This window comes from Streptomyces sp. NPDC047061 (genome assembly GCF_040643955.1).
GTDB lineage: Bacteria > Actinomycetota > Actinomycetes > Streptomycetales > Streptomycetaceae > Streptomyces.
The window spans coordinates 85,236-109,263 of record NZ_JBEYVI010000032.1; the positions used below are offsets into that span (position 1 = coordinate 85,236).

Below are 24,028 nucleotides of genomic sequence, written 5' to 3' on the forward strand. Positions count from 1 at the left end.
GACTCCGCCCGACACCGCCCGACACCGATGGACGACCATGGAGGAACCGCCCCGTGACCTGCCGAGTCATCCTGATAGCCCCGGCCTTCACCCCCTCGCTGCGGCGGGCCCGCTTCTACGACGGTGACTCGATCGAGAACCCCGGGAAGGTCACGCTGTCCCTGCCGGCCGCGGGCGAGGTCGTCCACTCCCCCGGCGTGCGCTGCCGGGAGACGGCGGCCGCGCTGGGCCTGGACGCCTCGGCGGAGCCCGAGCTGTCGGGCCTGGACGCGGGCCGTTGGCGGGGCCGGGCGCTGGACGAGATCGGCGCCGCCGAACCCGACGCGCTGCTCCAGTGGCTGACCGACCCGGGCGCCGCGCCCCACGGGGGCGAGTCGGTAAGGGAGTTGTGCGCGCGGGTCACCGGCTGGCTGGACCGGACGGGCCTGACCATCGGCAGGACGATCGCCGTGGTGGAGCCGGAGGTGGTGCGGGCCATGGTGCTGCACGTACTGGGGGCCCCCGATACCGCGTTCTGGCGCGTGGACACCCCGCCGCTGTCGGCGACGGAGATCACGGGCGGGCCCGGTCGCTGGAACCTGCGGCTCGGCCAGGTCGGCGGGTAGCCCCGGCGGGGCGCCGGAAATGTGGTGGAGCGGTGCGCCCCGTCCTGCCTAGGGTCGCGCCATGACCACCCGCACCTTCCGCGTGACCGTCCGCGGCGTCTTCGACGGCCTCAGCGCCGGGCAACGCGCCGAACTGCTCTCCCGGGCCGCCGAACACGACGTGCTGCGCGCGGCCTTCACCCCCGAGGGCCACCTCAGTTACGACATCGCCGCCCGTCCCGCCTTCACCTTCCGCTTCCAGGACAGCGGGGAGGACGAGGAGGACATCCTGGAGGCCACCGAGCGTGCCGAGGAGGCAGCCAGGGCGTGGCTGGCCGAGCGCGGCTACGGCTACAAGAACCTCCGGTCCAGCGCGGAGGACCTCTCCCAGGCGCCCCTCGGCAAGCGGCAGCGCCGGGCGGCCGCGCGGCAGCAGGGCTGACCCGCGCGCCGCCCCCTCGCGGAAACGGCCACGGCGGCCTGAAGTCGCCGTGGTTCAGGTCACGTCGGGATGTGACCTGATGGTGGAGTTCCTGTGCCGCAGGCGTGGCATGCTCGGGGCCACATCGAGTTACCGACCAGTTCTACCCATCGGTAACAAAGTCGATGTTCCTTCGCGACCCCCCACCCTCAGGACCGACCTTGCGCAGACGCACGAGGCCAGGGCATGCCCTCATGCCCGCCTTCGCCGTGACCGCCCTCCTCCTCGCCGCCGGCTGCTCCTCGCCGCAGCACCAGACCTCCGCCGGCGACCACGCCCGGGAGACCGCCCGGGTCTCCGACGGTGCCTCCGCCGCCGCCCGCACGGACGGCCAGGCGCTCGCCGTCGCCGCCGCACCCGCCGCCACCGCGACCACGGCCGCCGGCTCGGCGGGTGCCGGCCGCCCGGCCCACCGCACCACGCTCACCGTCAGCTCGTACGACAGCAAGACCCGACGGGCCGTCATATCCGCTGCTGCGAAGGGGAATTCCCCGGGCAAGGGAAGTCCGGCCGCCCCGACGGTCTCCGCCACCCCCTCGCCATCGGCCTCCGCCGCCGCCCGCCAGGCCGCCGTCGGTGACGTCATCGCCAGCACCCCCGCGCCCGGCGCCCCGGACGGACTGCTCGCCAAGGTGACCAAGGTGCTCGGCGAGACCGACGCCGGCACCGAGGTGCAGACCGAGCCCGCCACCCTCGACGCCCTCCTCGGCGACGACACCGCCAAGGGCACCGCGCCCGTCGACCCGGCCGCCTTCGACGTCGACAAGCTGCTGCCCGACGTCAAGGTCTCCTGGTCCAAGGCCGGTGACGTGCACGTCGGTCCCGAGGGCGCCCACGTACCGCTCGGCAGCCTCCGGCTGGACGTCAGCACCGAGATACCGACCGCCGAGGGCGCCCCGGCGTCCGCCGCGGCCTCGGTCTCCGGCTTCGTCCAGGTCGCCCCGCAGGTCGACTTCGCCTACGGCGGCGCGGGCACCGGCAGCGCGCCCGGCTCCGCCTACCTCGGCGTCTCCGGCGACTGGGACTCCGGCTGGGCGGTCAAGGGGCGGGCGGCGGCCACGGCCACCCCGCTGCGCATCCCGTTCGCCAAGCTGCACGCCGACCCCGTGCTCCAGGTCGGCGCGGTCCCCGTCGTCGTCAACCTCGACCTGACCTGCTACCTCCAGGTGAGCGGCGACGGGAAGATCTCCGTCGACGTGGAGCAGAACCTGAAGGGCGACTTCAAGGCGGGCGGCACCTTCGGCACGGCCCAGGGCTGGACGCCGGTCAGCAGCTCGACCATGACGAGCACGCCGGTGCGCACCTCGGTGACCACCGCGGGCGGCGTCAGGACCACGCTCGGCGCCGAGGCCTCCGTCGGCCTCTACGGCAGCGTCGGTGTCACCGCCGACCTGGCGCCGTACCTGCGCGGTGAGGCGACCGGCACGGTCACCGCCACCTCCGCGACCCCGGGCGCGGACGTCCAGGGCGACTGGAGCCTGTACGGCGGGGTCGACCTCTCCGGCACCCTGCGCCTCCAGCTGTCGGTCTTCGGCACCCCGGTGCTGGAACGGGGCATCCCACTGGGCACCCTGCACCGCGAGTGGAAGCTGGCGGGCGGCAGCCTATGACCCCGGGTCAGACCGCGCCGCCCGGTCTCCAGCCCTGGCCGCGCAGCACCGCCGAGACGTCCGGCGCCCGGTAGTGCTCGCCCTTGAGCACCTTGCCGTCGGCCCGGCGGGCCACCTGCCCGTCGGGCCCCAGCTTGCTCATGTTGGACCGGTGGATCTCGGCGAGCACCGCGTCGAGGTCGATCCCGTGCACCAGCGCGGTGCCGTACGCCACGTAGACCACGTCCGCCAGCTCGTGCGCGAGCCGGTCGAGGGGCCCCTCCACCGCGACCTCGGCGACCTCCGCGGCCTCCTCGGCGAGCAGCTCCCCCCGGTGCGCGGCCAGTTCCGGGGACACCTCGGTCGGCGTGGTGCGGGCGTCCAGGCCGAAGGCGTGGTGGAACTCCCGGACGAGGCGGGCGGGCGAGGTACCGGTCGGGGCACCGGGGACGGAACTGGTCATGCGAACGACTCTAGCCGCCGCCACTGACAGTCCGGGGCCGCCGCCGTGCCCCCGGCTCTGGCTCCAGCACTCGCCCCGGCCCCCGGCCTTGGCCCCCTCCCCTGGCCAGGATCGTGCCCTGCTGGCAGGATCGCGCGCATGCCCAAGGTCTTCCCCCGTATCGGCAGGCGCCGCGCCCTCCAGGGCGCGGCCGCCTGCTTCGTCGCGTCCGGCCTGCTGCTGTGGTGGCTGCTGCCGCTGGGCGAGAAGCCGCCGACCGGGACGATCACCTTCAGCACCGGGACCCTGCGCGGCGTCTACCAGGAGTACGGCGAACGGCTGCGCACCGAGCTGGCCAGGGACATGCCCGGGCTGAAGGTGAAACTGGTGCAGAGCAACGGCTCGTACGAGAACGTGCAGCGGGTGGCGACCGGCCGGGCCGACTTCACCATCGCGGCGGCCGACGCGGTGGAGACGTACGAACTGAACGGCGGAAAGGGCGCCGGAAAGCTGCGCGGGGTGGCCCGGCTCTACGACGACTACGTCCAGCTGGTCGTGCCCGGCGACTCCGGGATCACCAGCGTCGCGCAACTGCGGCACAAGAGGGTGGCGATCGGGCTGCCCGACTCGGGGGTGCGGCTGATCGCCAACCGGGTGCTCAGGGCCGCCGGGGTGGACCCGGCGAAGGACATCACCCCGGTGTCCGAGGGCATAGACACCGGCCCGGACCAGCTGCGGAAGGGCAGGATCGACGCCTTCTTCTGGTCCGGCGGACTGCCGACCAAGGGGCTGCTGGACCTGGCCGAGAAGTTCAGCTTCACGTTCGTGCCGATCAGCGGCAGCCTCGTCACCAAGCTGCACACCGAGAGCGAGGCCGCGCTCTACTACCGGGCGACCAACATGCCGGAGTCGGCGTACCCGTCGGTGCAGCAGGGCACGGCGGTGCCCACGATCGCGGTGTCCAACGTCCTGATGACCCGCAAGGACATGGACCCGCGCCTCACCGAATGGGTGACCCGCACGGTCATCAAGAGCCGCGACGACATCGGCAACCACGTCCACTCGGCCCAGCTGGTGGACCTGCGCACGGCGATCTACACGGACCCGCTTCCGCTGCAGGAGGGTGCCAGGCGGTACTACCGCTCGGTGAAGCCCTGAAGGACCTCTGAGAGGAACGCCCCTTCGAGGGCGGGGCCCTTCCGACAGGCCTCAACGGCAGCGCCCCGACAGGGGCGCGGGGCTGTACCGACTTGCGGCTCCGCCGCGTGGGCGCGACCAGCCCCCACCGGCCCGCACCCGACCCACAACCGCACCCACCTCTCTCACCCACTCCGCGGCACCGAAACCGTCACCCGCAACCCCCGCGGCTCCCCGTGCTCGTACGACAGCGCACCCCCACCCGTCGCCAGCAACGCCCGCGTGATCGACAGCCCCAGCCCCGACCCCTTCACGTTCTGATGCCGCCCGCTCCGCCAGAACCGGTCCCCCACGCGCGCGAGCTCCTCGTCCGTCAGCCCCGGTCCCGTGTCGGTCACCACGACCGTCGACACGTCACCGGCGGCCGCCACGGTCACCGTCACCGTGCCCCCCTCCGGCGAGAACTTCACCGCGTTGTCGATCACCGCGTCCAGCGCGCTGGACAGCGTGACCGGGTCGGCCCACCCGGTGGTCGGCGCGCAGTCCCCGGTCAGCCGGACCCCCTTCGCCGTGGCGGCCGGTGCCCACGCGGCGATCCGCTCCTCGGCCAGCCGCCCGAGGTCGGTCAGCATCAGGTCCGCGTCGGCATGCTCGGCCAGCGCCAGGTCGAGCAGGTCGTCCAGGACCTGTGCGAGCCGCTTGCCCTCGGTGCGGACCGAGGCGATCTCCTCGTTGCCCTCGGGGAGTTCGAGGGCGAGCAGTTCGATGCGGAGCAGCAGTGCGGAGAGGGGGTTGCGCAGCTGGTGGGAGGCGTCGGCGACGAACGCCCGCTGCTGCTCCAGCACGTCCTCGACGTTGTCCGCCATCTCGTTGAACGCCCGGGCCAGCCGTCTGAGTTCCGGCGGACCGCCGGCCGCCGCGACCCGGGACTTGAGCCGGCCGCTGGCGATCGCGTGCGTGGTGGCGTCGAGCACCCGTACCGGCCGCAGCACCCACCCGGTCAGCCGCAGCGCCGCGCCGACGGCGAGCAGCATCGCCGCGCCCTCGCCGGCGCCGATGAGCAGCCAGCCCCGCAGGGTGCGGGAGCGCATCGGCCCGGTGGGCGAGTCGGTGACCACCACGGCGACGACGTCACCGTCCCGGATCACCGGCGAGGCCACCACCAGCCGGCTGCGCTGCCAGGGCCACACCTGCTCGGGGTCGTGGCTGCGCCGGCTGAGCAGGGCCTCCTCGAAGGCCTCGCGGACCTCGCCGCCGGTCGGCAGCACCCAGTCGTCGGGCGCGTTGGCCATGGAGGAGGCGTTCCGGTAGAAGACGCCCGCGCGGATGCCGTAGACGCCGTAGTAGCTGGCCAGTTCGCGGCGGAGGGTCTCCAGGCGGTCGTCCGTGCGTATGGGGCGCGCGGTGGTGGGCGTGTCGGTCACGAACTGGGCGAGGGCCGCGAACCGCGCGGTGTCGTCGATGCGGTCGACGACGACCTTCTGCTGCTGCGCGGAGGCCGTGCTGACGGCGAGCGGAACGCCGAGCGCGAGCAGCACGGCCGCCATCAGGACGATGAGCAGCGGAAGGAGACGTGTGCGCACCCGTCCTCGCTACGCGGCCGGGGCGACGAGCCGGTAGCCGACGCCGCGTACGGTCTCGATGAGCGCGGGCATGCGCAGCTTCGCGCGCAGGGAGGCGACGTGCACCTCCAGGGTGCGGCCGGTCCCCTCCCAGCTGGTGCGCCAGACCTCGCTGATGATCTGTTCCCGGCGGAAGACCACGCCGGGGCGCTGGGCGAGCAGTGCCAGCAGGTCGAACTCCTTGCGGGTGAGCTGGACGACCTTGCCGTCCACGCTGACCTGGCGGGTGGGCAGTTCGATGTGGACGGGGCCGAGCCGCAGCGCGCTGTCGCCGGCCGGGCCGTCCTCGTGGTGGGTACGCCGGCTGACGGCGTGGATCCGGGCCAGGAGTTCCCCGGTGTCGTACGGCTTCACCACGTAGTCGTCGGCGCCGAGGTTGAGGCCGTGGATGCGGGAGCGGACGTCGGAGCGGGCCGTCACCATGATCACCGGGGTGCTGGTGCGCTTGCGGATCTTGCCGCAGACCTCGTAGCCGTCCTGGTCGGGCAGGCCTAGGTCGAGGAGGACGACGTCGTAGCCGTCGCTCTCGGGGACGAGGGCCCGGAGGGCCTCCTCGCCGCTGCGGGCATGCGTGACGGAGAACCCGTGCCGGGCCAGGACCGCGGAGAGCGCGGCGGCGACATGGTTGTCGTCCTCAACGAGCAGCAGTCTCACCCGGCCCCCTCCGGTTCAGCGGTCGTACGGTCGTCGTTCGTCGTCGGATCGTTCACGGAAAACCCGCGCATTGTAGAAAACGCGTGCCCGCGCGGGTGCACGAGGGCAGTCACGCTGATGGACGCCGACGGCGTCAAGTGGGTTCCGGCGACGCGCGGTTTCCGTTACGCGGCCGAAACGCGGGCGGCCGGTGGCGCTACGACTTGTGGCCGACTGCTATCGGATCGTGATCCTCAGATCTCGCTCAGATGTAATGACGCCGGTCGTCAACGAAAAATACATTCCTCCGCAACCGAGGAGGACGGAGCCCGAAAGCGATGACCGAAGTATCGGTGGCCAAGGAGGACTTGGCCGCGGTCGACGAACTGGTCGCCCTGAAGAGCGTCAACAAGCACTTCGGCGCGTTGCACGTGCTCCAGGACATCGACCTGACGATCGCCCGCGGTGAGGTCGTCGTGGTGATCGGACCCTCCGGGTCCGGCAAATCCACCCTGTGCCGCACCATCAACCGCCTGGAGACCATCGACTCCGGAACGATCACGATCGACGGCAGGGCGCTGCCCCAGGAGGGCAGGGAACTGGCCCGGCTGCGCGCCGACGTCGGCATGGTCTTCCAGTCCTTCAATCTCTTCGCGCACAAGACGGTGCTCGAGAACGTGATGCTCGGGCAGGTCAAGGTCCGCAAGGCGGACAAGAAGCAGGCCGAGGAGAAGGCACGCACCCTGCTCGACCGGGTCGGCGTGGGCAGCCAGGCCGACAAGTACCCCGCGCAGCTCTCCGGCGGCCAGCAGCAGCGTGTCGCGATCGCTCGGGCGCTGGCGATGGACCCGAAGGTCATGCTCTTCGACGAGCCGACCTCGGCCCTGGACCCCGAGATGATCAACGAGGTCCTGGAGGTCATGCAGCAGCTGGCCAGGGACGGCATGACGATGATCGTCGTCACCCACGAGATGGGCTTCGCCCGCTCGGCCGCGAACCGGGTCGTCTTCATGGCCGACGGCCGGATCGTCGAGCAGGCCACGCCGGACCAGTTCTTCAGCAACCCGAGCAGCGACCGGGCCAAGGACTTCCTGTCGAAGATCCTGCACCACTGATCCCTGATCCCTGATCCCTGATCCGCCGATCCGCCGATCCGCGGATCCCTGATCCGCACAGCGATCCGCGTCGCGTCACCCGTCCCGCACGGACCTCGTCTTTCACCACGCAAAGGATGTTCATCATGCAGCTCCGCAAGGTCACCGCCGCCTCTGCCGCCGTGCTCGCGCTCGCCCTGTCCGCCACGGCGTGCGGCAGCGGCGACAAGGACGACAGCGGTTCCTCGGGCGGCGGCAAGATCAAGATCGGCATCAAGTACGACCAGCCGGGTCTCGGTCTCCAGGAGCCCGACGGTTCCTTCTCGGGCTTCGACGTCGACGTGGCCACCTACGTCGCCGGGCAGCTCGGCTACAAGCCGAACCAGATCGAGTTCGTGCAGACCAAGAGCGCCGACCGGGAGACCGCCCTCGCACGCGGTGACGTGAAGTTCATCGCGGCCACCTACTCGATCAACGACGAGCGCAAGGCGAAGGTCGACTTCGCCGGCCCGTACCTGCTGGCCCACCAGGACCTGCTGGTCAAGAAGGACTCGACCATCGCCAAGGGCACGGACCTCAACGGCAAGAAGCTGTGTTCCGTGACCGGTTCGACGTCGGCGCAGAACATCCAGCAGACGATCGCCCCGAAGGCCAACCTCAAGGAGGTCAGCACCTACTCGGAGTGCATCGCCGGCCTCCAGAGCGGCTCCGTCGACGCGGTGACCACGGACGACTCGATCCTCGCGGGCTTCGCCGCGCAGGACAAGTACAAGGACCAGTTCAAGCTCACCGGCCTGAAGCTGAGCAACGAGAACTACGGCATCGGCGTCAAGAAGGGCGACTCCACGACCGTCGACAAGATCAACAAGGCGCTGGAGAAGATGGTCAGCGACGGTTCCTGGCAGAAGGCCGTCGACAAGAACCTCGGCCCGGCGAACTACAAGAACGAGCCCGCCCCGAAGGTCGGCGTGATCGTCAAGTAAGGCATCAGGTAAGGCGGAACCCGCGCGTATCGCACGTATCTCACGTATCGCGGAATTCCGCAGACGCAGGAATCCGGCAGGTTTTCGCACGGTTCCTCGGGCGCGCCGCCCGCCACCGCTTCCCCGGCGGCGGCGCGCCATGCCCTCCACGTACGCCACACACCCGGAAGCGCGGGAGATCGTGTTCGACTTTCTTCAAGGCTACGACGTCCTAGGGGCGTTCTGGACGACGGTGAAACTGACCGTCTTCTCCGCCGTCGGCTCCCTGGTCTGGGGCACCCTGCTGGCCGGGATGCGGGTCAGCCCGGTTCCGCTGATGCGCGGGTTCGGCACCGCCTACGTCAACATCGTCCGGAACATCCCCCTGACCGTCATCGTCATCTTCACCTCGCTCGGCCTCGCCGACATCTTCGGCGTGACGCTCGGTGCCTCCGACTTCAAGGTCCAGGGCTTCCGCCTCGCGATACTCGGCCTGACCGCCTACACCGCGGCCTTCGTCTGCGAGGCGATCCGCTCCGGCATCAACACCGTGCCCGTGGGACAGGCCGAGGCGGCCCGCGCGATCGGGCTGAACTTCACCCAGACCCTCCGGCTGATCGTGCTGCCGCAGGCCTTCCGCGCGGTGATCGGTCCGCTGGCCAACGTCCTGATCGCACTGACCAAGAACACCACGGTGGCGGCGGCGATCAGCGTCGCCGAGGCCGCCGCCCTGATGAAGACGATGATCGAGAACGAGGCCCAGACGCTGGCCATCGGCGCGGTCTTCGCCTTCGGCTTCGTGGTCCTGACCCTCCCGACCGGCCTGCTCCTGGGCTGGCTCGCCAAGCGCCTGGCGGTGAAGCGATGAGCTCCGTCCTGTACGACACACCGGGGCCCCGCGCCAAGCGGCGCAACCAGCTGCTCTCCGTCGTCTTCCTCCTGCTCCTCGCCCTGCTGGCCTGGTGGGTCTGGCAGCGGCTGGACGACAAGGGCCAGCTGAAGTGGGACCTGTGGCAGCCGTTCACCACCTCCGAGGCATGGAGCACGTATCTGCTGCCGGGCCTCGGCAACACCCTCAAGGCCGCGGCGCTCGCCATGGTGATCGCCCTTCCGCTGGGCGCGGTCTTCGGCATAGCGCGCATGTCCGACCACGCCTGGGTGCGGATCCCGGCGGGCTGGGTCGTGGAGCTCTTCCGCTCGATCCCGGTCCTGCTGCTGATGCTGTTCGCCCAGGAGTTCTACGTCCGCTCCACCGACGTCGGCAGCGACGAACGACCGTTGTACGCGGTCGTCACCGGCCTGGTGCTCTACAACGCCTCGGTGCTCGCCGAGGTCGTACGGGCCGGCGTCCTCGCGCTTCCCAAGGGGCAGACGGAGGCGGCGTACGCCATCGGGCTGCGCAAGGGGCAGACGATGACGGGCATCCTGCTGCCGCAGGCGGTCACCGTGATGCTGCCGGCCATCGTCAGCCAGCTCGTGGTGGTCGTGAAGGACACCGCGCTGGGCGGTGTGATGCTGCAGTTCACGGAGCTGCTCACGGCACGCGGCACGCTGGCCGCCAACTATGCCAACGTCATCCCGAGCTTCGTCGTCGTGGCCGTCATCTTCATCCTGCTGAACCTCGCGCTCACCACGTTCGCCTCCTGGCTGGAGGGCCGGCTGCGGCGCAGCAAGCGGGGCACGGGCGCGATCCTCGGCCCCGACGTGGACGACATCAACGCGGGCGAGATCGCCGGCACCTTCGCCACGGGGGCGGGCGGCGCCAATCCCTGACCCCGGGTCAACCCGGATGACGGACACGGAGGCAGCGGTCGTACGGCCGCTGCCTCCCCTTCTTTCACCCGGGTTCCGGGGCCCGCGCGCCCGCCATGCTGACGTGTCCCCGGGTGCGCCGCTTGACCGGGTGGCGCCCAGTCTGTTGCATACGTTCTGTGATCGTGCACCCTGCTCCACCCACCTGTTCACCCATCTCCGCCGGGACTTGCGCACGGGCAGGGGGCGCCGCGCCGTGGACCCGGTGATCATCGTCGGAGCGGGGCCCGTCGGGCTCACGCTCGCCCTGGCGCTGGCCCGCCAGGAGGTGCCGTCCGTCGTCCTCGACGAGGGTCCGGGCAAGGACGAGCCACGCCCCGCGCGCACGGTGGTGCTCCGCGAGGACACCGCCGCCCTGCTGGCGCGGCTGAGCGGCGCGCCCCTGGACGACCTGGGCGCCCGCTGGACCGGCTGGCGGTCGATGCGGCGCCGTCAGGTGATGCGCGAGGTCGTCTTCGGCGACGCCGGCGAGCCGGCCCCGCTGCACATCGCCCAGCAGGTGCTGACCAACGCCCTGCGCGCCGCGATCGCCGACGAACCGCTGGTCAGACTCGTCACCGACAGCCGCCTGGACACCGTCGAGCAGGAGCGCTCCGGAGTCACCGCGCACACCCGGGGCCCGAAGGCCACCTGGTGGCGCGGCAGCTACCTGGTGGGCTGCGACGGTCCCCGCTCGACCGTGCGCAAACTCCTGGACATCCGCTTCCCGGGCCGTACGGCGGTGGAACGGCACGCGGTCGCCGCGCTGCGCACGGAACTTCCGTGGCCGGGTCGGGCGTTGCTCCATCGGACACCGCCGTGGCGGATGACCGGGCCCTCGGCCGGGGAGGTGACCGCCCGCCCCCTCCCGGACGGCGTGTGGCGCCTGGACTGGCTGCTGCCGCCCGGCAAGGACCTGGTCACACCCGAACTGCTCGTGACCCGGATCCGCGAGACCCTCGCGGGCTGGACGGACGGCACCACCCCGCCGTACGACCTGCTCGACACCGGAGTCCACACCGTCCACCACCGCCTCGCCCGCAGGTGGCGGGTGGGCCGGGTGTTCGTCGCCGGGGACGCCGCGCACCTGCTCGGCGCGCTCGGGACGCACGGGCTGGACGAGGGGCTGCGGGACGCCGACAACCTCGCCTGGAAGCTGGCCCCGGCCTGGCACCACGGCCCGCACGAGGCGCTGCTGGACAGCTACCAGACCGAGCGGCGCGCCGCGGTCGCCGGCCGGCTGCGCGCCGCCGACCAGGTGCTGCCGGTGCTGCGCGGCGGTGGCGGGCTGCGCGGGTTCGTGCCCGGCACCTCCCGGGGGCAGGACACGCTCCTCACGGATGGTCACTTGGGGCACGGCCCGCTCGGTGCGCCGGGGGCGTACGCCGACTCGCCGCTCGCCCCCCGGCACCTGGAGCACGAGATCCCGGTCGACACCCCGCCGGGGGCGCCGGTCACCGATGTCCGGGTCACGGCGGAGGACGGCACCTTCGTACAGCTCCGCTCACGGCTCGGGCGCTGCGCGCTGCTCGTCGTCCTGATCGCGCCGGGTACGGGCGTATGGGACCGCAAGCACTGGGTCTCCGCCGGGGTCATGCCCCGGCTCGCGGCGGCCGTGACCGCGCTGCCGCACCCCGCCGAGCTGCTGGTCGCCGAGGCCTACCCGGGCGCACCGGCGCACACCGTGCTGCTCGTGCGCCCCGACGGCCATCTGGTGACCGCCCTCAACGGGGTCCGCCCGGCCGATCTGTACGCGGCGGCCGAGGCGACGCTGGGCGGCAAGGACCAGGAGAAGAGCGAGCAGACGGAGCCGAGGACGGAGGCGGAGGCCGGTTCCCCCGCGCGGTGACCGGGCTGTCCACATTCTGACGGTGAGTTGACCGGCCCGCACCGGCGTGGTGTACTCCGCATCGTGAACGACACCACTGTGCGCCTGTGGCGGAAGGTCCATGTGGACCTGGTCCGCTATGCGGGCTGCGTGTGTCTTCCGTCCTGCTGATTTCGCATTCCTCTTCTCTCCGGGCGCAGTCTGCGCCCGCTTCTGCGAACCCTCTTCAGGATCGGTGCACGTGTCTGCCTCTCTCTCGTCGTCCTCCGTTTCCCCGTCCGCCCCTGCGCCCGGCGCCGCGCCCACCCAGGCGGACCTCCTCGACTTCGTCCGGCGTACGGCCGCCGACACCGAGCTGATCGCCTCGCTCCCGCTCGACCCCGAGGGCCGCACCTGGGTACGGCTCGACGGCCCGGCCGGCAGCGAGGCCTGGCTGATCGGCTGGCCGCCGGGCTCCGGCACCGGCTGGCACGACCACGCCGAGTCGGTCGGGGCCTTCCTCACCGCCACCGGTGAGCTGAAGGAGTACTCACTGGCCACCCGGCTGCCCACCGACGGCTGGCAGACCCTGGAGCTCTCCGAGGGAGTCGACCGCGAACGCCGGCTGCCCGCGGGAAAGGGCAGGTCCTTCGGCCGCGACCACGTCCACGAGGTGCACAACGAGTCCACCGAGCAGCACGCGGTCTCCGTCCACGCCTACTACCCGCCGCTGCCGCGGATCCGCCGCTACAGCCGCACCGGACAGGTGCTGCGCCTGGAGCAGGTCGAACGCCCGGCGGACTGGCAGTGAGCGGCACGGAACCGGTGGAGCCGCGGCCGGTGGGCATCGACGAGCTGCTGGAGCGGGTGCGTACGGGCTACCGGCGCATCGAGGCGCAGGAGGCGTACGACGCGGCGCAGGCCGGCGAGGCCCTGCTCGTCGACATCCGGTACGCGGCGCTGCGCGACCGGGACGGAGCGATACCCGGTGCCCTCGTCATAGAGCGCAACGAACTGGAGTGGCGGCTGGACCCCCAGGGCAGCCACAAGACCCCGGAGGCCACCGGCCACGGCATCCGGGTCGTCGTGATCTGCAACGAGGGCTACGCCTCCAGCCTGGCCGCGGCCTCCCTGCACCAACTGGGCCTGCACCGGGCGACGGACCTGGTCGGCGGCTTCCAGGCCTGGAAGGCGGCTGGCCTGCCGGTCACTCCCTGAGACGGCGGCCCGGCCTGTCCCGCGGAGAGTGCGCACGCCGTGGCCGACGTCGTCCCGGTGGATCCTTGCCGAAGCCACATCCGAATCGCGGCAAGGATGAACGACATGAAGCTTCTCCTCACCGACTCCGGCGTCAGGAACGCGAGCATACGGGCGGCCCTGGTCGATCTCCTGGGCAAACCGATCTCCGAGGCAAGCGCCCTCTGTATCCCCACCGCTGGGTACGGGGGCCCGTATGGGGATCCGGGCGGGCCCTGGCGTTTCGTCAGCGGGCGGTCCCCGAGTCCCATGACCGGGTTGGGGTGGAAGTCGGTGGGCATGCTGGAGCTCACCGCACTGCCCGGCATCGACAGGGAACGCTGGGTCTCCTGGGTCCGGGAGGCAGACGCCCTGCTGGTGAACGGCGGCGACACGCTGTACCTGTGCCACTGGATGCGGGAGTCCGGACTGGCCGACCTCTTTCCTGCGTTGCACGACACGGTCTACGTGGGGCTCAGCGCCGGGAGCATGGTGCTGACTCCCCGCGTCGGGGAGCACTTCGCCGGCTGGAAGCCGCCCACCGGTGACGACAGCACGCTGGGAGTCGTCGGCTTCTCCGTCTTCCCGCACCTCGACAGCCCGGACTGTCCGGAAAACACCATGGCCGAGGCGGAACGGTGGGCCGCCGGGACAGCGGGTCCGGCGTACGCCATCGACGCCGAGACCGCCATCAAGGTGACCGACGGCACCGTCGAGGTCGTCTCCGAGGGGCACTGGAAGCTGTTCAACCCGGCCTCATGAACGCCGCCGGGGCCGACGCCCCGTCAGAAGTCCCCGCCCTCCGGGAACTCCGTGTCCTCGCCCTCCTCCTCCAGCGCCCGCCGGACCACGCGCAGGGCCATGCCCTCGGAGTACCCCTTGCGGGCAAGCATGCCGGCGAGACGCCGGATGCGTCTGTCGCGGTCGAGGCCCCGGGTGGAGCGGAGCCTGCGGGCGACGAGTTCGCGGGCCGTCTCCTCCTCCTGCTCGGAGTCGAGCTGCGCGACGGCCTCGTCGATGAGCGTGGACTCGACGCCCTTGGTGCGCAGTTCCTGGGCGAGCGCGCGCCGGGCCAGTCCCCGGCCGTGGTGCCGGGACTCCACCCAGGCGTCCGCGAACGCGCTGTCGTTGATCAGCCCGACCTCCTCGAACCGCGACAGCACCTCCTCGGCGACGTCGTCCGGGATCTCCCGCTTGTGCAGGGCGTCCGCGAGCTGTTTCCGGGTGCGCGGGGTCCCGGTGAGCAGGCGCAGGCAGATCGCCCGCGCCCGCTCAGCCGGGTCCGCTGGAGGTTCCCCCTGCTCGGCCCTCGACGAGGAGGAGGAACCCCCGTCCTCACCGGACGGCTCCCCGAAGCCACGCCGCCGGCGCGTCCCGGGCTTCCGCGGGCCACGGCCGGGTGACCCGTGCCCGCGGGGGCCGCCCGGGGCGCCGTACGAACCGTCGTCGTACGAACCGTCGCCCCGGTACGTGCCGCCCTCGTCCGTCCCGCCCCCGTGGTTGCCGCCGCCCGTGCCGTAGGCCTCGTCGCCGTCCCGGGCGGAGCCCGAGTCGCCCCCGGTGCCCCTCCCCCGTGGGGCACCGGGGGACGTGTACTCGTGGTCGGCCCAGTCGGTTCGTCGTGTCACGGCGTCAGCTCTTGGCGGTGGCGGCCTTGGGCTTGGTGACCTTGGCGGCGGCCGGGGCGGGCACCGTCTTCGCCGCGTCGTCGGTGGCCGCGGTGGCGACCGCCGCGTCCGCGCCCGGCTCGGCGGCGGGCTGCTCCGGGCGGACGCCGACGCCCAGCTTCTCCTTGATCTTCTTCTCGATCTCGTTGGCCAGGTCGGGGTTGTCCTTGAGGAAGTTGCGCGCGTTCTCCTTGCCCTGACCGAGCTGGTCGCCCTCGTACGTGTACCAGGCGCCGGCCTTGCGGACGAAGCCGTTCTCCACGCCCATGTCGATCAGGCCGCCCTCACGGCTGATGCCCTGGCCGTAGAGGATGTCGAACTCGGCCTGCTTGAAGGGCGGCGCGACCTTGTTCTTGACGACCTTGACCCGGGTGCGGTTGCCGACCGCCTCGGTGCCGTCCTTCAGGGTCTCGATGCGGCGGATGTCGAGTCGCACCGAGGCGTAGAACTTCAGCGCGCGGCCACCGGTCGTGGTCTCCGGGGAGCCGAACATCACGCCGATCTTCTCGCGGAGCTGGTTGATGAAGATCGCGGTGGTCTTGGACTGGTTGAGCGCGCTGGTGATCTTCCGCAGCGCCTGGCTCATCAGGCGGGCCTGGAGACCGACGTGGCTGTCGCCCATCTCGCCCTCGATCTCCGCGCGCGGGACGAGCGCGGCGACGGAGTCGATGACGATGAGGTCGAGGGCGCCGGAGCGGACCAGCATGTCCACGATCTCCAGGGCCTGCTCGCCGTTGTCGGGCTGGGAGAGGATCAGGTTGTCGATGTCGACGCCGAGCTTCTGCGCGTACTCGGGGTCGAGGGCGTGCTCCGCGTCCACGAACGCGACCTGACCGCCCGCCTTCTGCGCGTTGGCCACGGCGTGCAGGGTCAGGGTCGTCTTGCCGGAGGACTCCGGTCCGTAGATCTCCACGACGCGGCCGCGCGGCAGACCACCGACACCGAGGGCGACGTCGAGCGCGGTCGACCCGGTCGAGATGACCTCGATGGGCTCCTTCGTCCGGTCGCCCATGCGCATGACCGCGCCCTTGCCGAATTGCCGTTCAATCTGTGCGAGCGCGGCGTCGAGCGCCTTCTCGCGGTCGGTTCCTGCCATGGGTTCCACCCGGTTTGCTTGAGTCGATCGCTTCACGTCAAAGACGCTAACGCCTGCCACTGACAATGCGCCCCGACGCCGGTTCGGCCTGTGGACAACTCGGGAACTTCTCCCCCGAAAACGTGTCGAACTGCCCCTGGAATCCCCACCGGGAGCCTCGCCGGAACCTCCATGAGAATGGATGTTCGATTTTTGTGTCAAGCGCACCACGCGGTACTCCCGCCACTTCCCCACAGGGTGCTCACCCACCGCCACGGAGACGGAGCCGGGGCGCACGGGGCAGGTACGCACGGCGCGCGAGGCGGGGAAGCACGGCGCGCGAGGCGGGGAAGCAGGGCGTGCGAGGCGGGGAGACACGGCGCGCGGGGCGGGGGCGAGGGCGCTCGGGAATCGGGCGCGCGCGGCACGCGGGCGGGAGCGCGCGGCGGGCAGGGGGGCGGCAGCGTGAGGCCGGACCGCGGCACGGCGATCCGCACCACCCCGCGACCACCCGGCAAGGCGTTCACCCGATCGTGAGTTTCCGCATGCCCGCGCCCGTCGTGCCGCGATGCTCGAAGAGGCGGCCGGGGAGCGGCGCCGCCCTGTGTGCCGTGGGTGGGAGAGCGCATGACACGTGAGACGGAACGACAGACGGGACGACGCGGCCTGGACGAACAGGCCGTGCTGCTGGCGGCGGGGCTGGCCGACCTGGCGGTGAGCACGGTGGGCACCGCCTTCGGGACGTTACGGGGCCTGCTGCGCCGCTCGGACGCCGGCGCGCTGGCGGCGGAGGCCGAGCACGACCTGACCGCGCGCGGACGCCTGGTCCTGGACCGGTACACGACCGTGCCCCCGGCCCATCTGGAGGTCCTCGCCCGGCACGCCCTCGCCCGGCGGACCGCCGGCGATGACTGACCGGTGGGATCCGGGCGCCTTCAAGGACCGCGTCGACGAGGTGCTGCGCGGGTTCGTCGCCCAGGAGGCCGACCTGTTCGCGGCGGTCGACCCGCTCCTGGGCCCGGTGGCCGAGCAGCTGGAGGCGGCGGTCGCGGACGGCAAGCGGCTGCGGGCGGCGTTCTGCTACTGGGGCTGGCGTGCGGTGGGCCAGCCGGACAGCGACGCGCTGGTGCGGGCGGCGGCCTCCATGGAACTCGTGCACGCCGCCGCCGTCGTGCACGACGACCTCATCGACGACAGCCCCCTGCGGCACGGGCGCCCCACCCCGCACCTCGCCCTGCGTGCCGCCGTACGGGACCGTCCGCACGCCGACGACACCGCACGGTGGCTGGCGATGCTCGTGGGCGATCTGCTGATGTCGCTGGCCGGGCAGCTGTTCGCGACCTGCGGGCTGCCCGCCGCCTACCTCGCCCGGGCCCGCCCCCTGTGGTCGGTGCTGGCGCGGGAGCTGATCGCGGGCGAGTGCCTGGAGATCCTGCGCACCGGAGCCGGCCCGGACACCGCGGCCTCGCTGAAGGTGGTCCGGTACAAGACCGCCAAGTACACCGTCGAGCAGCCCCTGTTGATCGGCGGCGCCCTGGCGGGGGCCGGCGAGCGGCTGAGCGAGGGGTACTCCGCGTACGGGCTGCCGCTGGGCGAGGCCTTCCAGCTGCGCGACGACCTGCTCGGCCTGTTCGGGGCACCGGAGCACACCGGCAAGGCCAACGCCGACGACGTGCGCGGCCACCGGCCCACCGCCCTGCTCGCGGAGACCTGGCGTCTCGCCCGGGACGACGACCGGGAGCGGCTGGGCGCGTTGCTGGGCAGCCGTGATCTGGACGCGGACGGCCTGGACGCGGTCCGCGAGGTGATGCGCCGGCTCGGGGCGCCCGACCGGATCGAGCACATGATCGGCGCACGGGTCGCGGAAGCGCTCGACGCCCTCCACGGACTGAACGTGCCGGCCCCCGCCGCCGGCGCCCTGACCGCACTGGCCCATTCGGCCGCGGTCCGCCTGTCCTGACACCCGCCGCCTGTTTCCTGACGCCGACCGGCGCCCCGGCCGGCGCGCCGCACGACACCCGCACGACACCCGGACGACATCCCGGACGACACCCGCGATGACAAGGAGCCCTGCCGTGACCCACACCGAGGCCTCGATGGACACCCTGCGGCACGCCGGTGACGAACTCGCCGACGCCACGGTCGCCGCACTCTTCGAGCGTGGGGAGGTGGGCACGTTCAACACCCTGATGCGCTACGTCTCCACCGCTGGCGCACCCCTGCCGGACGGGCTGCCCGATGTCGCGCGGGAGTACCTGGAGGCCACCCGGGTGCCGCCGTCCTGGGTGGACTGGGGCGAGATGGAGAAGGCCCGGCTGTTCTTCATCGACAACAACGTGCACATCTCGACCGCGCTGTCCTTCGCCTCCATGCCCGCCTGTTACGTCGTCCCGCGCGTGGCGAAGCTGCTGTCCGCCACCCACGGGCTGCGGTACCCGTCCAAGCGCATGGCGGAGACCGGTCAGTTCACCGTCTACCTCATGCGGCCCGACGCCTTCGAGGCCGGCAGCCGCTTCGTCCCGGCCGCCCAGAAGGTGCGCCTGCTGCACGCCTCCATCCGGCACCACCTGGGGCGCGAGAACCGCTGGGACACCGAGGCGCTCGGCACGCCGATCTGCCAGGAGGACATGATCGGCGGGCAGATGTTCTTCTCGCTGCTGGTCCTCGACAGCCTGCACCGGCTGGGCGTCCATCTGTCCACGGAGGGCGCGGAGGCCTACTACTACGCGTGGCGGGTGGTGGGCGCCATGCTCGGCGTCGACCAGGAGGCCGTCCCGAAGACCCTCGACGAGGCGCGCGCCTACCTCGACCTGTACATGGTCCGGTACATGGGCCCCTCCGAGGAGGGCGCGGTCCTGACCCGGCAGCTCATCGACCTCTACGAGGAGGTCGTCCCCGGCACCTTCTTCGATCCGGTCGTCTCGGCCCTGATCCGTCATCTGGTCGGCGACACCTGCGCCGACTGGCTGGAGGTGCCGCGCACCCCGTGGGACACCGTGGTCAAGGCCGTGCCGCACCTCCTCGGCATCCTGGAGACCATCGAGGACCGCTCCCCGCTGGGTGCCTGGGCCCTGGACCGCCTCGGTCACCTCACCACCGTCCTGGAGCTGTCCTCCCTCACCCGTGGCCGCGTCATGCACTACGCCATCCCCGAACACCTCAGGAAGGACTACGGCGTCCAGGGCGGCGTGCCCCGCACCCGGCGGTGGACCCCGCCGGCCGCCACGGTCTCCTGATCCCCCCCGGCATCCCCCTGCTCCGCACCTCTACTCCGCACGGCGTACGCCCGCTGCCTTCGGCCGGACGACGACCACGCGGGCGGGCCCCGGAAGGCTGGGCGCATGCCCTCCTCCCTGAAGAGTCCGCCCCGAAGGCCACCGGCGAACCCGCTGACCGGGGTGCGCCCCGCCGAGCGTCTCTGTCACACGACCGGTGCGCTCCTCGTCCTCTCCGGCCTGGTGCATCTGGTGGTGTTCGCGGTGGACGGCGGCCCCTGGTACGGCCCGGTCTCCTGGCGCAAGCCCGTCACGTTCGGGCTCTCCTTCGGGCTGACGCTGATCGCGGTCACCTGGGTCACGTCGTATCTGAGGGTCGGGGAGCGGCTGCGGACCGTCCTGCTGCTCGTGTTCGCCGCCGACTGTGTGGTGGAGGTAGGCGGGATCACCCTGCAGGCGTGGCGCCGGGTGCCTTCGCACCTCGACATGGAGACGCCCTTCGACTCGGCGGTGTCGATGGCGCTCGCGGTGGGCGGCGGGGTCCTGGTGGTGCTGCTCACCGTCTTCGCGGTGGCGTCCTTCCGGCGCCGGCCGGCCGGTCCCGTGGGCATGGCGCTCGCGGTGCGCTCCGGGTTCGCGGTCCTGCTGGTGGCGCTGGCCTCGGGAGCGGCGATGATCGCGCGCGGGGTGGTGCTCGTCCGGACCGGCCACCAGGAGGCGGCGTACGCGTCGACGGCCCCGCTCAAGCCGCTGCACGGGGTCAGCCTGCACGCGGTGCTGGTCCTGCCGACGCTGGCCTGGCTGCTGTCCCGCACCTCCTGGAGCGAACAGGTCCGGTGGCGCACGGTGGCCGTGGCGGTGGGCTGCTACGCGGCGGCCGTCGCCGCTGCCGGGGTGTGGGCCGCACTCACCTATTGATCACGGCTCACCTATTGATCGCGGCTCACCTGCGGATCGCGGCCGGCCTACGGATCACGACCGGCCTACGGACGGCGGCGACCGTCAGGCCGAGCTCCCCTCGGACTCCGGCTCCTCGGCCGGCCGCTGCCATATCAGCCGCCGCACGCGCGTGAGCAGCCCCGGGCCGCCCGGGCCGCGCCGGGGGTGCCCGTGCACCCGCGGGTCGTCCGTGACGTCGTAGCGCTTCACATAGGCGCCCAGGAACGCCTGGAGGGTGGCGACCGCCGGGATGGCGATCAGCGCGCCGACCGCGCCGAGGAGCGCGGTGCCCGCGATGACCGAGCCGAAGGCGACCGCCGGGTGGATGTCGACCGACTTGGAGGTCAGCTTGGGCTGGAGCATGTAGTTCTCGAACTGCTGGTAGATCACGACGAACACCAGCACCCACACCGCGTACAGGGGGTTGACGGTGAACGCGATCAGCATCGGCAGCGCACCCGCGAGATAGGTGCCGATGGTGGGGATGAACTGCGAGACCAGCCCCACCCAGACGCCCAGCACCGGCGCGTACGGCACGCCCAGGGCCTCCAGCAGGATGTAGTGGGCGATGCCGGAGATCAGCGCCATCACGCCGCGCGAGTACAGATAGCCGCCGGTCTTGTCGACGGCGATCTCCCAGGCGCGCAGCACCTCGGCCTGGCGGGCGGGCGGCAGCACGGAGCACAGGGTGCGGCGCAGCCGGGGGCCGTCGGCGGCGAAGTAGAAGGCGAACAGGGTGATCGTCAGCAGCTGGAACAGGCCGCCGAGCACCTGGCCGGAGACGTCGAGCACGCCGGCCGCGCTGTTCTGCGCGTACTTGCGCAGCCAGTCGGAGTGCAGCAGGCCCTCCTGGACGTCGACCCGTCTCACATGGCTGTGGAAGGTCTCGTTGACCCAGTTGATGACCGAGTCCAGGTAGTCCGGGAAGTCTTCGACGATCTTGTTGATCTGTCCGGCCAGCATCGAGCCGAGCAGGGTGACGAAGCCCGCGACGGCGACCGCCAGGCCGAGGAAGACCAGGAAGGTCGCGAAGCCCCGGCGCATGCCGCGGGAGGCCATCCAGCCCACCGCGGGCTCGATGGCCAGCGCCAGGAAGAACGCGATGAGGATGTTGATCAGCAACCCGGTGAGCTGGTGGAAGGCCCAGCTGCCCAGCTGGAAGGCGGCGACGAGGGCGAGCGCCAGCACCATGGCGCGCGGCAGCCAGCGCGGCATGCGGCCGCCCGGTACCGCGGCGCCGGCGGCCGGGGATCCGGCGCGCGGCGTCGTGTCGGCGGTGTCCAGCGTGTCCACCGGGGATGCGTCCTGGGCGGTCCGCCCGTCGTCGTCAGTGAGTGCCACGGTGCAAGTCTCGCCCACGCCACTGACAACGCGTGGCCCGTATCCGATCTCCGTGCACGGTCAGTGCCTCTCCCCCGGAACGTTCATGACCGTGCAGACCACGCGCCACACGTCCTTGGCCTCCCAGCCGGAGTCCAGCGCCTCGTGCACCGTCAGTCCGCCGAGTTCCGTCATCACATGATCGCGCGCGAAGGTTTCGGAGTACCCGGAACCGAAGTGATCCGCCATCCGCTGCCAGAAGACCGTCAACCGCATGAAACCAGTATCCCGCCCCTGAGAGTGGGCCCTGCCCGGGACCGCATTGCGAGACCGCTTTCCGCCCTACGGTCTTTCGCATGGCCGAAACCGGAGCTTCCCCACTCCCCCCTACGCCCCCGGCGCACTCCCCGCTCTCGCGCGCCGAACAGTTCGTGTGGCTCACCGCGCGCGTGCTGGAGCAGCGTCTCTTCGCGTACCACTTCCTGAACGGCGGCCCCGATCCGGTGGAGACGGCACTGGACGCCTACCGCAACGAGGACGGCGGCTACGGCCATGCGCTGGAGCCGGATCTGCGCGGCCCGGTGAGCCAGCCGCTGCACACCGGGCGCGCGCTGCGGGTCCTGGACGCCGTCGAGCGGTGCGGCGGGCAGCGGATGGAGCGCGTGTGCCGCTATCTGACGGCCGCCTCCACCGCGGACGGCGCGCTGCCGGCGGTCCGGCCGAGCCAGCGCGGCTATCCGGCGGCACCGTTCGTCCCTGTCGTCGACAACCCTCCGAGCGAGCTCCTCGCCACCGGTCCGGTGGTGGGCCTGCTGCACCGCAACGAGGTCTGGCACGCGTGGCTGTTCCGGGCCACCGACTTCTGCTGGCAGGCGATCGACCACCTGGAGAAGTCGCACCCCTACGAGATCGAGGCCGCGGTCGCCTTCCTGGACATGGTGCCGGACCGCTCGCGCGCCGAGGCGTCCGCCGACCGGCTGGGCCGCCTGGTGCGCGGGCAGCGCCTGGCCGCGCTGGACCCGGGACACCTCGACGCGTACCGGGTCGCGCCCGGCTACGCCCCGGACGAGCACCATTTCCCGCACGACTTCGCGAAGTCTCCGGACTCGCTCGCGCGCACGTGGTTCACCGACGAGGAGATGACCCGCTCGCTCGACTTCCTCGCCGCCGAGCAGGAGGCGGACGGCGGCTGGCCGATCCGCCGGCGCCGGTGGGCGCCGGCCGCCGCCCTGGAGGCCCGCCCCGTGGTGACGATCGAGGCCCTGCACACGCTCCGGGCGTACGGCCGCTTCGTGGGGTGACGGAAACCGGAGACCGGGTGACGGAAGCCGGAGGCCGGATAACGGAGACCGGATGACAGACGTCTCAGCCGGTGACGACGCGCAGCCCCGCCGTGACCAGCACGGCGACTCCGACGACGACCAGGAAGGGCGCGCGCAGTACCAGCGCCACGGCGGCCGCCCCGAGCCCCGCGGCCCGGGCATCCAGCACGAGCACGTGCCCGTCGGCGAACGTCTGCTGGGCCGTGAGAGCCGCCAGCAGGGCCACGGGCAGCAGGGCGGCCAGTCGCCGCACCACCGGCCGCTCCAGCACGCCCGCGGGCACCAGCAGTCCGGCGAGCTTGACGGCGTAGCAGCCGAGGGCGGTCGCGCCGATCGCGATCCAGAAGTTCACGGGGTCTCCTCGGATGCCTCGTCGCGGGTACGGTCGCGCCCGAGGCGGCGGCCGGAGACGAACAGGGCGGCCGGTGCCGCCAGCGCGGCCACCAGGACCGGCACCCCGGCCGGCAGCACGGGCAGCAGGCCGAGGCCCAGCAGCACCGCGAGGGCGGCGACCGCGCGGTCGGTGGTGGTCTTCAGCATCGGGGCGAGCAGGGCCAGGAAGACGGCGGGTCCGGCCGCGTCCAGGCCCCAGGCGTCGGTGTTCCCGACGGCCTTGGCGCCGAGCGCGCCGAGCAGGGTGGTGAGGTTCCACAGCACGTACAGGCTGAGCCCGGTGACGGTGAAACCGAGCCGGGCGGCGCGCCGCGTCGGCTGGGCCAGGGTGACCGCGGTGGTCTCGTCGATCACCCACTGGGCGGCGAACGGCCGCACCGCGCGCGGGAGGGGGGCCAGCACCTGGGAGAGGCGCAGCCCGTAGAACGCGTTGCGCACGCCCAGGAAGAAGGCGCCGGCTGCCGCGGTGAGCGGGTTGCCGCCCGCCGCGAGCGCGCCCACCAGGGCGAACTGGGAGGCGCCGGTGAACACCAGGAGGCTGAGCGCGCAGGTCTGGAGCAGGCCGAGCCCGCTGCCGGCCGAGGTCACCCCGAAGGCGAACCCGGACAGTCCCACGGCGACCCCGACCCCGAGGGCGTCCCGGACGACGGCGGAGTCGGGCTTCGGCCCGCCTTCGTCGCGTATGTCTGCGAGTGCTGTCTGTTGTGCCACGCCCAGGA

Annotated in this window: 27 protein-coding genes; 18 read left to right on the plus strand and 9 right to left on the minus strand. The window is 72.0% G+C overall.

Going from position 1 to position 24,028, the window contains the following annotated elements; genetic code table 11:
• The first annotated feature begins 53 nt into the window (after positions 1-53).
• The 3 genes from ABZ887_RS35525 (at position 54) to ABZ887_RS35535 (ending at position 2,675) form a co-directional block, all read left to right on the plus strand.
• The gene (locus ABZ887_RS35525; protein ID WP_361298840.1) at positions 54-605 is read left to right on the plus strand and encodes a histidine phosphatase family protein; all 552 of its coding nucleotides are present in this window, start codon (positions 54-56) and stop codon (positions 603-605) included.
• 61 nt (positions 606-666) lie between these two features.
• Positions 667-1,026, plus strand: coding sequence for a DUF6204 family protein (locus ABZ887_RS35530; protein WP_361298843.1), 360 nt, complete (start codon positions 667-669; stop codon positions 1,024-1,026).
• Between the two features lie 233 nt (positions 1,027-1,259).
• A complete protein-coding gene (locus ABZ887_RS35535) occupies positions 1,260-2,675 on the plus strand; it encodes a hypothetical protein (RefSeq protein ID WP_361298846.1) in 1,416 nt (471 codons plus the stop codon).
• 7 nt (positions 2,676-2,682) lie between these two features.
• Here ABZ887_RS35535 and ABZ887_RS35540 read toward each other — a convergent pair whose 3' ends face one another.
• A complete protein-coding gene (locus tag ABZ887_RS35540; RefSeq protein ID WP_361298849.1) occupies positions 2,683-3,117 on the minus strand; it encodes a MazG nucleotide pyrophosphohydrolase domain-containing protein in 435 nt (144 codons plus the stop codon).
• Between the two features lie 138 nt (positions 3,118-3,255).
• On the opposite strand from ABZ887_RS35540, the gene ABZ887_RS35545 reads away from it, so the two are divergent.
• Positions 3,256-4,254: a TAXI family TRAP transporter solute-binding subunit gene (locus ABZ887_RS35545; protein WP_361298851.1), complete on the plus strand. Its 999-nt coding sequence runs from the start codon at positions 3,256-3,258 to the stop codon at positions 4,252-4,254.
• A gap of 164 nt (positions 4,255-4,418) precedes the next feature.
• Here ABZ887_RS35545 and ABZ887_RS35550 read toward each other — a convergent pair whose 3' ends face one another.
• Positions 4,419-5,816, minus strand: a complete 1,398-nt coding sequence (locus tag ABZ887_RS35550) for a HAMP domain-containing sensor histidine kinase (RefSeq protein ID WP_361298854.1) — start codon at positions 5,814-5,816, stop codon at positions 4,419-4,421.
• Positions 5,817-5,825: 9 nt separating this feature from the next.
• Positions 5,826-6,509 (minus strand): response regulator transcription factor, encoded by a 684-nt coding sequence (locus tag ABZ887_RS35555; RefSeq protein WP_361298857.1) that lies wholly within the window; start codon positions 6,507-6,509, stop codon positions 5,826-5,828.
• 317 nt (positions 6,510-6,826) lie between these two features.
• Here ABZ887_RS35555 and ABZ887_RS35560 point away from each other — a divergent pair, with 317 nt between their 5' ends.
• The 9 genes from ABZ887_RS35560 (at position 6,827) to ABZ887_RS35600 (ending at position 14,140) form a co-directional block, all read left to right on the plus strand.
• Positions 6,827-7,603 carry an amino acid ABC transporter ATP-binding protein gene (locus tag ABZ887_RS35560; RefSeq protein ID WP_361298860.1) on the plus strand — a complete coding sequence of 259 codons (777 nt, stop codon included), beginning with the start codon at positions 6,827-6,829 and terminating at the stop codon, positions 7,601-7,603.
• A 125-nt stretch (positions 7,604-7,728) separates the two neighbouring features.
• The gene (locus ABZ887_RS35565; protein WP_361298864.1) at positions 7,729-8,565 is read left to right on the plus strand and encodes a glutamate ABC transporter substrate-binding protein; all 837 of its coding nucleotides are present in this window, start codon (positions 7,729-7,731) and stop codon (positions 8,563-8,565) included.
• Between the two features lie 181 nt (positions 8,566-8,746).
• The gene (locus tag ABZ887_RS35570; RefSeq protein ID WP_361298958.1) at positions 8,747-9,412 is read left to right on the plus strand and encodes an amino acid ABC transporter permease; all 666 of its coding nucleotides are present in this window, start codon (positions 8,747-8,749) and stop codon (positions 9,410-9,412) included.
• A complete protein-coding gene (locus ABZ887_RS35575) occupies positions 9,409-10,317 on the plus strand; it encodes an amino acid ABC transporter permease (protein WP_361298867.1) in 909 nt (302 codons plus the stop codon). Before ABZ887_RS35570 ends, ABZ887_RS35575 begins: the two co-directional genes overlap by 4 nt.
• A gap of 235 nt (positions 10,318-10,552) precedes the next feature.
• On the plus strand, positions 10,553-12,184 hold the full coding sequence (locus ABZ887_RS35580; protein ID WP_361298870.1) for an FAD-dependent monooxygenase: 1,632 nt from the start codon (positions 10,553-10,555) through the stop codon (positions 12,182-12,184).
• Between the two features lie 78 nt (positions 12,185-12,262).
• Positions 12,263-12,334, plus strand: coding sequence for a putative leader peptide (locus ABZ887_RS35585; protein ID WP_311737274.1), 72 nt, complete (start codon positions 12,263-12,265; stop codon positions 12,332-12,334).
• Positions 12,335-12,404: 70 nt separating this feature from the next.
• Positions 12,405-12,953 carry a cysteine dioxygenase gene (locus ABZ887_RS35590; protein WP_361298873.1) on the plus strand — a complete coding sequence of 183 codons (549 nt, stop codon included), beginning with the start codon at positions 12,405-12,407 and terminating at the stop codon, positions 12,951-12,953.
• A complete protein-coding gene (locus ABZ887_RS35595; RefSeq protein WP_361298876.1) occupies positions 12,950-13,360 on the plus strand; it encodes a rhodanese-like domain-containing protein in 411 nt (136 codons plus the stop codon). Before ABZ887_RS35590 ends, ABZ887_RS35595 begins: the two co-directional genes overlap by 4 nt.
• A 105-nt stretch (positions 13,361-13,465) precedes the next feature.
• Positions 13,466-14,140: a Type 1 glutamine amidotransferase-like domain-containing protein gene (locus ABZ887_RS35600; protein WP_361298879.1), complete on the plus strand. Its 675-nt coding sequence runs from the start codon at positions 13,466-13,468 to the stop codon at positions 14,138-14,140.
• A 23-nt stretch (positions 14,141-14,163) separates the two neighbouring features.
• On the opposite strand, the gene recX is transcribed toward ABZ887_RS35600, so the two are convergent.
• Both recX and recA read right to left on the minus strand, forming a co-directional pair.
• Positions 14,164-15,006, minus strand: a complete 843-nt coding sequence (recX, locus tag ABZ887_RS35605; RefSeq protein ID WP_361298882.1) for a recombination regulator RecX — start codon at positions 15,004-15,006, stop codon at positions 14,164-14,166.
• A gap of 4 nt (positions 15,007-15,010) precedes the next feature.
• Complete coding sequence (gene recA, locus ABZ887_RS35610) at positions 15,011-16,141, minus strand: recombinase RecA (protein WP_361298885.1); 1,131 nt, start codon at positions 16,139-16,141, stop codon at positions 15,011-15,013.
• A gap of 606 nt (positions 16,142-16,747) precedes the next feature.
• Between recA and ABZ887_RS35615 the strand changes: the two genes are divergently transcribed.
• From ABZ887_RS35615 to ABZ887_RS35630, 4 genes are all read left to right on the plus strand, one after another.
• Positions 16,748-17,035: a polyprenyl synthetase gene (locus ABZ887_RS35615; RefSeq protein ID WP_361298888.1), complete on the plus strand. Its 288-nt coding sequence runs from the start codon at positions 16,748-16,750 to the stop codon at positions 17,033-17,035.
• Positions 17,028-18,080, plus strand: a complete 1,053-nt coding sequence (locus ABZ887_RS35620) for a polyprenyl synthetase family protein (protein WP_361298891.1) — start codon at positions 17,028-17,030, stop codon at positions 18,078-18,080. Before ABZ887_RS35615 ends, ABZ887_RS35620 begins: the two co-directional genes overlap by 8 nt.
• A 115-nt stretch (positions 18,081-18,195) precedes the next feature.
• Positions 18,196-19,356 carry an oxygenase MpaB family protein gene (locus ABZ887_RS35625; RefSeq protein WP_361298894.1) on the plus strand — a complete coding sequence of 387 codons (1,161 nt, stop codon included), beginning with the start codon at positions 18,196-18,198 and terminating at the stop codon, positions 19,354-19,356.
• Positions 19,357-19,461: 105 nt separating this feature from the next.
• Positions 19,462-20,253 carry a hypothetical protein gene (locus ABZ887_RS35630; RefSeq protein ID WP_361298897.1) on the plus strand — a complete coding sequence of 264 codons (792 nt, stop codon included), beginning with the start codon at positions 19,462-19,464 and terminating at the stop codon, positions 20,251-20,253.
• Positions 20,254-20,337: 84 nt separating this feature from the next.
• Here ABZ887_RS35630 and ABZ887_RS35635 read toward each other — a convergent pair whose 3' ends face one another.
• Both ABZ887_RS35635 and ABZ887_RS35640 read right to left on the minus strand, forming a co-directional pair.
• Positions 20,338-21,615 (minus strand): AI-2E family transporter, encoded by a 1,278-nt coding sequence (locus ABZ887_RS35635; RefSeq protein WP_361298900.1) that lies wholly within the window; start codon positions 21,613-21,615, stop codon positions 20,338-20,340.
• Between the two features lie 60 nt (positions 21,616-21,675).
• The gene (locus ABZ887_RS35640) at positions 21,676-21,870 is read right to left on the minus strand and encodes a DUF3046 domain-containing protein (protein WP_361298903.1); all 195 of its coding nucleotides are present in this window, start codon (positions 21,868-21,870) and stop codon (positions 21,676-21,678) included.
• A gap of 80 nt (positions 21,871-21,950) precedes the next feature.
• On the opposite strand from ABZ887_RS35640, the gene ABZ887_RS35645 reads away from it, so the two are divergent.
• Positions 21,951-22,895, plus strand: coding sequence for a hypothetical protein (locus ABZ887_RS35645; RefSeq protein WP_361298906.1), 945 nt, complete (start codon positions 21,951-21,953; stop codon positions 22,893-22,895).
• 64 nt (positions 22,896-22,959) lie between these two features.
• On the opposite strand, the gene ABZ887_RS35650 is transcribed toward ABZ887_RS35645, so the two are convergent.
• Both ABZ887_RS35650 and ABZ887_RS35655 read right to left on the minus strand, forming a co-directional pair.
• Positions 22,960-23,268: an AzlD domain-containing protein gene (locus tag ABZ887_RS35650; protein ID WP_361298909.1), complete on the minus strand. Its 309-nt coding sequence runs from the start codon at positions 23,266-23,268 to the stop codon at positions 22,960-22,962.
• Positions 23,265-24,020 carry an AzlC family ABC transporter permease gene (locus ABZ887_RS35655; protein WP_361298912.1) on the minus strand — a complete coding sequence of 252 codons (756 nt, stop codon included), beginning with the start codon at positions 24,018-24,020 and terminating at the stop codon, positions 23,265-23,267. The genes ABZ887_RS35650 and ABZ887_RS35655 overlap by 4 nt, the downstream gene beginning before the upstream one ends.
• Between the last annotated feature and the right edge of the window lie 8 nt (positions 24,021-24,028).

Bases quoted from the DNA above. Each gene is read 5' to 3' on its own strand.
- ABZ887_RS35600 (WP_361298879.1), top strand. From the start codon at position 13,466: ATGAAGCTTCTCCTCACCGACTCCGGCGTCAGGAACGCGAGCATACGG.
- recA (WP_361298885.1), bottom strand. From the start codon at position 16,141: ATGGCAGGAACCGACCGCGAGAAGGCGCTCGACGCCGCGCTCGCACAG.
- ABZ887_RS35565 (WP_361298864.1), top strand. From the start codon at position 7,729: ATGCAGCTCCGCAAGGTCACCGCCGCCTCTGCCGCCGTGCTCGCGCTC.
- ABZ887_RS35560 (WP_361298860.1), top strand. From the start codon at position 6,827: ATGACCGAAGTATCGGTGGCCAAGGAGGACTTGGCCGCGGTCGACGAA.
- ABZ887_RS35645 (WP_361298906.1), top strand. From the start codon at position 21,951: ATGGCCGAAACCGGAGCTTCCCCACTCCCCCCTACGCCCCCGGCGCAC.
- ABZ887_RS35530 (WP_361298843.1), top strand. From the start codon at position 667: ATGACCACCCGCACCTTCCGCGTGACCGTCCGCGGCGTCTTCGACGGC.
- ABZ887_RS35615 (WP_361298888.1), top strand. From the start codon at position 16,748: ATGACACGTGAGACGGAACGACAGACGGGACGACGCGGCCTGGACGAA.
- ABZ887_RS35620 (WP_361298891.1), top strand. From the start codon at position 17,028: ATGACTGACCGGTGGGATCCGGGCGCCTTCAAGGACCGCGTCGACGAG.
- ABZ887_RS35535 (WP_361298846.1), top strand. From the start codon at position 1,260: ATGCCCGCCTTCGCCGTGACCGCCCTCCTCCTCGCCGCCGGCTGCTCC.
- ABZ887_RS35640 (WP_361298903.1), bottom strand. From the start codon at position 21,870: ATGCGGTTGACGGTCTTCTGGCAGCGGATGGCGGATCACTTCGGTTCC.
- ABZ887_RS35545 (WP_361298851.1), top strand. From the start codon at position 3,256: ATGCCCAAGGTCTTCCCCCGTATCGGCAGGCGCCGCGCCCTCCAGGGC.
- ABZ887_RS35575 (WP_361298867.1), top strand. From the start codon at position 9,409: ATGAGCTCCGTCCTGTACGACACACCGGGGCCCCGCGCCAAGCGGCGC.
- ABZ887_RS35630 (WP_361298897.1), top strand. From the start codon at position 19,462: ATGCCCTCCTCCCTGAAGAGTCCGCCCCGAAGGCCACCGGCGAACCCG.
- ABZ887_RS35540 (WP_361298849.1), bottom strand. From the start codon at position 3,117: ATGACCAGTTCCGTCCCCGGTGCCCCGACCGGTACCTCGCCCGCCCGC.